Annotated in this window: 6 protein-coding genes; all 6 read left to right on the forward strand. The window is 39.0% G+C overall.

Going from position 1 to position 6989, the window contains the following annotated elements; all coding sequences use genetic code 11:
* A partial coding sequence (locus CXF78_RS06350; RefSeq protein ID WP_180957065.1) for a protein kinase domain-containing protein occupies positions 1-1499 on the forward strand: 1499 nt, incomplete at its 5' end.
* A 53-nt stretch (positions 1500-1552) separates the two neighbouring features.
* Positions 1553-2908: a type VI secretion system-associated FHA domain protein TagH gene (gene tagH, locus CXF78_RS06355; protein ID WP_180957066.1), complete on the forward strand. Its 1356-nt coding sequence runs from the start codon at positions 1553-1555 to the stop codon at positions 2906-2908.
* Between the two features lie 18 nt (positions 2909-2926).
* The gene (tssJ, locus tag CXF78_RS06360) at positions 2927-3397 is read left to right on the forward strand and encodes a type VI secretion system lipoprotein TssJ (protein WP_102036298.1); all 471 of its coding nucleotides are present in this window, start codon (positions 2927-2929) and stop codon (positions 3395-3397) included.
* Between the two features lie 24 nt (positions 3398-3421).
* A complete protein-coding gene (gene tssK / locus CXF78_RS06365; protein ID WP_011637829.1) occupies positions 3422-4750 on the forward strand; it encodes a type VI secretion system baseplate subunit TssK in 1329 nt (442 codons plus the stop codon).
* 24 nt (positions 4751-4774) lie between these two features.
* The gene (gene tssL, locus CXF78_RS06370; protein WP_102036299.1) at positions 4775-6064 is read left to right on the forward strand and encodes a type VI secretion system protein TssL, long form; all 1290 of its coding nucleotides are present in this window, start codon (positions 4775-4777) and stop codon (positions 6062-6064) included.
* 23 nt (positions 6065-6087) lie between these two features.
* A partial coding sequence (gene tssM, locus CXF78_RS06375) for a type VI secretion system membrane subunit TssM (RefSeq protein WP_102036300.1) occupies positions 6088-6989 on the forward strand: 902 nt, incomplete at its 3' end.

Genomic DNA, 6989 nt, shown 5'->3' on the forward strand with positions numbered 1-6989 from the left:
ATCAACAAGGCATTGTCCATACAGACTTAAAACCTTCAAATATCTTCCTCACCCGCCAAGGAAATATTAAAGTTTTTGATTTTGGCGTTGCAAAAAATTTACAGCAAAGAGAAGACCGATACGCATTTGCTGAAGTCGATCAAGATTCTTCTTTAACAGGTTATACCCCAGCTTATGCCAGTTTTGAGCAGTTATCTGGAGAAGATGCCTGCGCGGCAGACGATATTTTTGCTTTTTCGTGTATTAGCTATGAGCTGCTAACAAGTAAACATCCTTATAACCGTGTAGCTGCAAATGAAGTTGATATCACTAACAATAAGTTGATTAAACCCAAATATATTAGTACACGATTATGGCCTATGTTGAAGAAAGGTCTCGCACTGAAAAAAGAACAACGTGCGCCTTCTATCGAGCTGATTATCAATAAGTTCCACAGTAAAAGTTGGCCACTACTCACCGCTATTGCTGCAGGTGCTGTACTTGTGATCAGTGGGTTTCAAATTCAACAGTATTATCAGGTTCAATTAGACGACTTACAAAATAAAGTCGCGCTGACAAATAAGGCCAAAAGCGAAGTTCAAGCATTTGAATTTATTCCTGCTTCAGCATTATTAGCCCAGATAGAAGATATTCCAGAAGATAAAACGCTAATTAAGAATGGTTTGTTAAAGACGCATCAATCTGAAGTGTTGGATATTGTTGAGCAACGTATTGCTTCTTTACCGAAAAGCGATAATGGTCTGTATCAAGATTATGAAAAAATAGCACAAGTTATTAATGATATAGAACGATTTTATCCTGATTCAGTTCGCTTACTACAAATGAAAAATCAAGCTGAGAGAAGTAAACAATCTGTTGTAGATGCACTGTCTGAACGATTAAGTCTTTTATTATCTCAAGCCCGTTATAACGAACAGGGAAGTAATAATATTCAAGCCATTGTTGAAGGGTTAACGTTTGTCGAGCCTGGATATGCATACACCGCCAGCAATGAAGAATACACTCTCTATGCAAGCACATTTAATAACGCCTTAAAGAAACATGATATTACTCAAATTGATGGGTTGATTACTACCGGCGAATATATTTTTGCAAACTATCCAAAAGCTAAGTCATTAATTGAATATGGCGCTGAATTAAAAGTGGCGGTTAAAAGGTTAAATGACTATCACGATTTAACGGCAAAAGGTAAAACTGCCAGCTATCCATACGATGCTGCTGAAGTTTATTACCGAGATACATTTAATCAATTAACCGTGAGGTTGGATGCGATTGATAATCCGAAAGACTTACATGAGTTTGATAAAGAAGTTAGGGGGCTCGCCACGAATTTACCTGATGACTTTGAACCCTTGCTAACGCTTGATAAACGTTTAGCCGCTTCATTTTTACGCCAAGCAAATGTGTATCTTGATAAGCAATATCTGAAGACAGCCAGAGAGTTATTTGCCAGAGGAAATGAAATGTATGAACGTCTCAATGGTGTTCAACGCTTATAACTCACTGGGTATGATGGCTAGTCAATAAGTTGATGAAGGAAGATGTAATAGAAATGGAATTATCGCTAGAGATTGTGAGTTATCACAGGTTATCCCCTGAGCAAGTCATAACAAAAGATGTCACAGACACCTTAACGTTAGGGCGCTCTGATGTATGTGACTGGTACATGCCTGATCCTGAAAAAGTGGTATCTGGTACTCATGCTCGGATCATTAAGCGCAGTGATGACTTTTTCATTGAGGATTTATCAACCAATGGGTTATATGTCAATCGGGCTGTCGAAGCGTTAGGCGCCAATCGTGAACATAAAATTGAACACGATGATTTGTTCACTTTTGGTGATTATGAGATCAGCGCGAAGTTACAAATGTTAAATGTGACCTCCAATAGTCATGTTCAGCAAGATGTACATGACGCACCGCCAGTAGCGACTTTGCAGCAAAATAAAGTCATTCCAGCAGCTTCTTCTTCATCAATGCTTGATACTGGGTTTGAGTCCGATTTAGCAGGATTTGATTCTGCTATGTTATTGAACCAATCTCGACAACAATCAGCAGGTCTCTCGCAGATTAACGCTGATTTACAAGACCATTTTCAACCACCTGTTGCCATTCCAGAAGAATGGGATAAAGATATTTTTGGGCAAGGCTCTCAAGCTCATACACAAGCAGATACCCGGTCTGTTGTTCCGCAAGAGCCCATGCCTCAGGTTTCTCAAGCTTCAGTTAACCCTATCAAAGTGCCTGAAGTTGTAAAAGCTGAGGTAAAAAAAGTGGCCCCCGAGGCACCCAATACCAAGGCGTCAGTTAGTACTCTGGTAAGCCCAGCATCTGCATTAAGCAAAGCATTTTTCCAAGGTTTGGGAGTCAATGAACACGATTATGTCAATGTGTTAACTGAAGAATTGATGTTTGAACTGGGCCAAAGCATGCAGTTTATGTTGACAGGACTGATGGAATCACTACGTCAACGTTCAAAGCTGAAGACTGAGTTTAGGATCAATCAAACGACATTCCAGCAGCGTGAAAATAATCCATTGAAATTTTCGGCCAATATTGATGATGTATTTCAAAATTTATTTTTAAGGAAAAGTGCGAGTTTCTTGTCATCTCAACAAGCTATCACCGAAGCTTTTAATGACGGTCGAAAGCATGATACCGCTTTAACTGCAGGCACATTAGGCGCTATCCGTGGATTGCTAAATCAATTAGATCCTGAATTTATTGAAACCAAAAGTCAAAACCAGTCGCTTACAGACATGTTAGTGCCGGGACAGAAACAGATGCGCCAATGGAAAGTATATAAAAGCTTACATTCCAATTTAAAAACAGAATTTATGCAAGACAGTGCTGCAGCATTATCAGATGATTTTGTTAAAGCATACGACAATAAAATTAAAACATTATAAATTATTAAGGGCTAATAAATGAAATTGAAGTTAGGTCTATATCAAATTGTATTAGTAAGCTTTTTATTACTTATCACTGGCTGTAAAACGATTAATGCTGTCGTCCCACCATCGACAGATATTACCTTTAATGCCAGTGCTGACATTAATCCAGACATTAACGATCGGCCATCACCAGTGGTGGTGAAAATATTTGAATTATCATCAAGAACTATCTTTGATACTCAAGATTTTTTTACCCTTGATGAGTCAGCAGAAAATGTGCTTGGTCCAGATCTTATCCGTAAGGATGAGCTGGAATTACAACCATCAGAAACGCGTGAGTATGCCATGACATTGGGACAAAACACGCGATTTGTTGGTGTTATTGTCGCATACAGAGATATTGATTCATCCCGTTGGCGTTCAGTCGTCGCAGTCGATCCTACTGGTTATGATGATGTTGTTATCAATATAGAAAAAATAGCAGTTTATAACTCTGAAAAATAATTGTTGTGAATAAATAGGGAAATTATGAGCGATTTTAGCCCAATAGCATGGACAGAGGGCATGTTTCTTCGTCCACAACATATGCAGCAGCAAGAACGTTTTTTGCAACATCAACAAGCGCGAACTGCCAAGAATAACAACCCACTTGCTTGGGGGGTTGTGAGCTATGAAGTCAATTATGGCCTACTACCACTGGGGCAATTTGGATTAGACCGCATCGATTGTGTTTTTCCAGATAACACCTTGGCTTGTCTTCCTGAGCAGAGTCCGTTACCAACGGCTATTACTGTCCCAGCAGGTACATTGGATCAACTTGTCTATCTTGTTCTTCCCGTTGCTAAAAGCAATGGGATGAATATTTCATCTTCTGAACAAAATCAAATTACTCGTTACAGCTATGAAGATCACAACATTGTTGACACAAGCGTTGGGTCCGATGCTATGGAAGTGCTGCAAGTTGCCAAATTAGATTGTCGGTTAAAGTTACAAAGTGAAGACCGATCAGGTTATGTTTCAATCGCGATAGCTCGAGTTATTGATGTGTCTGAAGAGGGCGTGATTCGATTAGATAAAAAGTTTATTCCGGCATGTATTGGCATTGAACACATCAAAACCTTAATGAATATGACAACTGAAGTCACCGGTATGATTAATCAGCGTGCAGAAGCTATAGCCGGTCGCTTAAGTCAATCCCAAGGGACTTCTAGTTCGATAGCAGACTTTTTAATGTTACAACTTTTAAATAAGTACCAACCCATTTTCGAACATTATGGTGTTGTTAATCACATTCATCCGGAATTGCTATTTCGCACACTCATTAGTTTTTCTGGCGAACTTTCAACGTTCAGCAGCCCCAACAAGCGACCGCCAAAATTTCCAGTCTATCAACATGACAATTTAACCTATGTATTTAGTAATACTATGGTGATTGTGAATCATGGTTTAAGTAGCGTATTGGAGCAAAGTGCTACAGAGCTGATCCTAGAAAAGACCAAATTTGGTGTATATTTCTCGACGATTGCAGATAAAAGTATGCTTGATAATGCTGAGTTTATTCTTGCTGTTAAAGCAAATGTTCCGCATGACGAGCTTCGCCAACGCCTACCTTCGCAAATTAAAATAGGGTCAGTTGAAACCATTCGAGAGCTGGTAAATAACCAATTACCAGGCATTGGAATATCCAACCTCCCAGTAGCACCAAGACAGGTGCCATACCATGCTGGTTATCACTATTTTCAATTAGATAAAAACAACAGCCATTGGATAAAGCTTAAATCAAGTGGCGGTGTAGCGATGCATATTTCTGGTGCTTATCCAGAGTTACAAATAGAACTTTGGGCTGTGAGTATTTAACGCCAAAACATTAAGGATAATTTTGTGAACGATAAAACCATCGTTAAACCTCGCCCAGGGAAAGGGTCGGGTATGGCTGCCAATAAAACAAAAGTCGATGATGATAGTCAGAAAACCTTGATCCAAGATCATCGTGCCGATAATCGCGACAACCGATCGCAACTAAGCTTATCGCAAAACCCAATCGTTGATTTTGCGGGTACGCTTTTATCTATTTGTACTCAGTTACGAAATAGTACCGAGCATGATGATGTCAATACTTTACGGGTGCATTGTGTCGAACTCATCAAGAATTATGAGCAACAATTGCGTAATGCAAATTTAGCGTCAGATGACATTAAGTCTGCTCGATATTGCTTGTGTTGTTTTATTGATGAAGTAGTTCTCAATACGCCTTGGGGAGAGCAAAGCTATTGGGCATCAGACAGTTTGCTTTCTACTTTTCATAATGAAACTTTAGGTGGTGAATATTTCTATACCTTGCTTGAAGCATCACTTCGTCATCCTTCTGAAAAGTGTAATTTACTTGAGTTGATGTATTTATGTTTAACTCTTGGTTTTGTTGGCAAAATGAGAGTTGAGCCTCAAGGCGATCAAAAATTAGAAGCATTACGTGAAAAAACGTATTTAGCCATTCAATCTTGCAAAGGCGATTTTCATAGAGAGTTATCACCAGGATGGCGACAGAATATTGTCCCTAATTTAACTTTTCAGCAGCCATTTCCTTTATGGGTTATCGGGGCATTATTTGGTGTGGTTACTTTATTTATCTATATGGGTTTTAGTTACAGCATCAACAATTACTCATCAGAAGCTTATAAAGAATTGACTTCGATTGTGCCTTGGGAAAAAACCATTGATGCGCAACAACAAATTAGTCGTGATGAAGCATTATTACTGCAACAACTATTACAAACCGAAATTGGCAAAAATTTACTCGAAGTAGAACAATTAAGCGATCGTGTGAGGATCCGCATTGGGGCGACTGAACTTTTTGCTTCTGGTAACACTCAACCCCGGTCAGATTTTGAAGCGATTTTAGCCAAAATAGCCCTGACGTTAGAGAGTACCGATGGCAAAATTTTGATCACCGGTCATACCGATGATGAACCCATTTTTACCTCTAAATATCCATCAAATTGGCATCTTTCATTAGCAAGAGCAACGTCGATTGCGAACGTTCTGGCTAATAGCGCATCGCTAAGTGGCCGATTGTGGCCTGAAGGTCGTGGTGAGTCTGAGCCTCGAGTGGTAAATGACAGTGAACAGAACCGCGCGTTAAATCGTCGAATCGAAATCGACTTATTGTTTTAGTGTGACACAAAGGAATCGCATCAATGTCTTTAAAATCAATTGGCAAAGGAATTGTCGACACACTTAAGTCTAAATGGGCAATTACCATAATAGGTTTTTTATGTTTGGCTTTACTTATTTGGTTTGGTGGTCCTTTAGTGGCTATAGCTGGGTATGAACCATTAGCATCAGCAGCAACAAGGGTTATCTTACTATTGGTTATTGTTATTATTTTTGGTGCCATTCACTTTACTCGACAACTCAAGAATAAAAAACAAAGCGAGAAAATGGTTGATAGCTTAATTAACGGTGAAGAGGGTAACTCTGTGACCGGTGATGACTTAGCCAAAAGTGAAATCACTGTTTTACAGAATAAAATGACCCAAGCGTTAGATATTCTTAAAAATACCAAGCTAACTAAAAATAAAAGTATTTACGAATTACCTTGGTACATCATGATTGGTCCACCAGGAAGCGGAAAAACCACCGCTATTCAGCATTCAGGTCTTGAATACCCATTAAAAGAAAAAATGGGTGTAGATATGATTGAAGGCGTTGGCGGCACAAGACATTGTGATTGGTGGTTTACCAATAAAGCAGTATTAATTGATACGGCGGGTCGTTATACCACTCAAGATAGTCATGTAAAACAAGACTCTCGGGCATGGCAAGGTTTTCTGGGGTTATTGAAAAAATACCGCCCAGTTCGTCCTATTAATGGGGTGATAATCAGCATGGGTATGTCTGATTTATTAAACCAAACCAAGACTGAGAGAAACTTACATGCGCGAGCCATTAAGCAGCGTTTACAAGAACTGCAAAATCAACTGGGTATGACTTTTCCGGTATATGTTTTATTTTCTAAATCAGATTTAGTTGCCGGTTTTAATGAGTTTTTTGATGATTTAACCAAAGAAGATTGTGAACAAATTTGGGGTATTACCTT

It is taken from the genome of Shewanella sp. 11B5 (assembly GCF_002836795.1).
Classification (GTDB): Bacteria; Pseudomonadota; Gammaproteobacteria; order Enterobacterales; family Shewanellaceae; genus Shewanella; species Shewanella frigidimarina.

What these genes read in the sequence shown, in the direction of transcription:
- tagH (WP_180957066.1), top strand. Translation starts at nt 1,553, where the DNA reads ATGGAATTATCGCTAGAGATTGTGAGTTATCACAGGTTATCCCCTGAG.
- tssJ (WP_102036298.1), top strand. Translation starts at nt 2,927, where the DNA reads ATGAAATTGAAGTTAGGTCTATATCAAATTGTATTAGTAAGCTTTTTA.
- tssK (WP_011637829.1), top strand. Translation starts at nt 3,422, where the DNA reads ATGAGCGATTTTAGCCCAATAGCATGGACAGAGGGCATGTTTCTTCGT.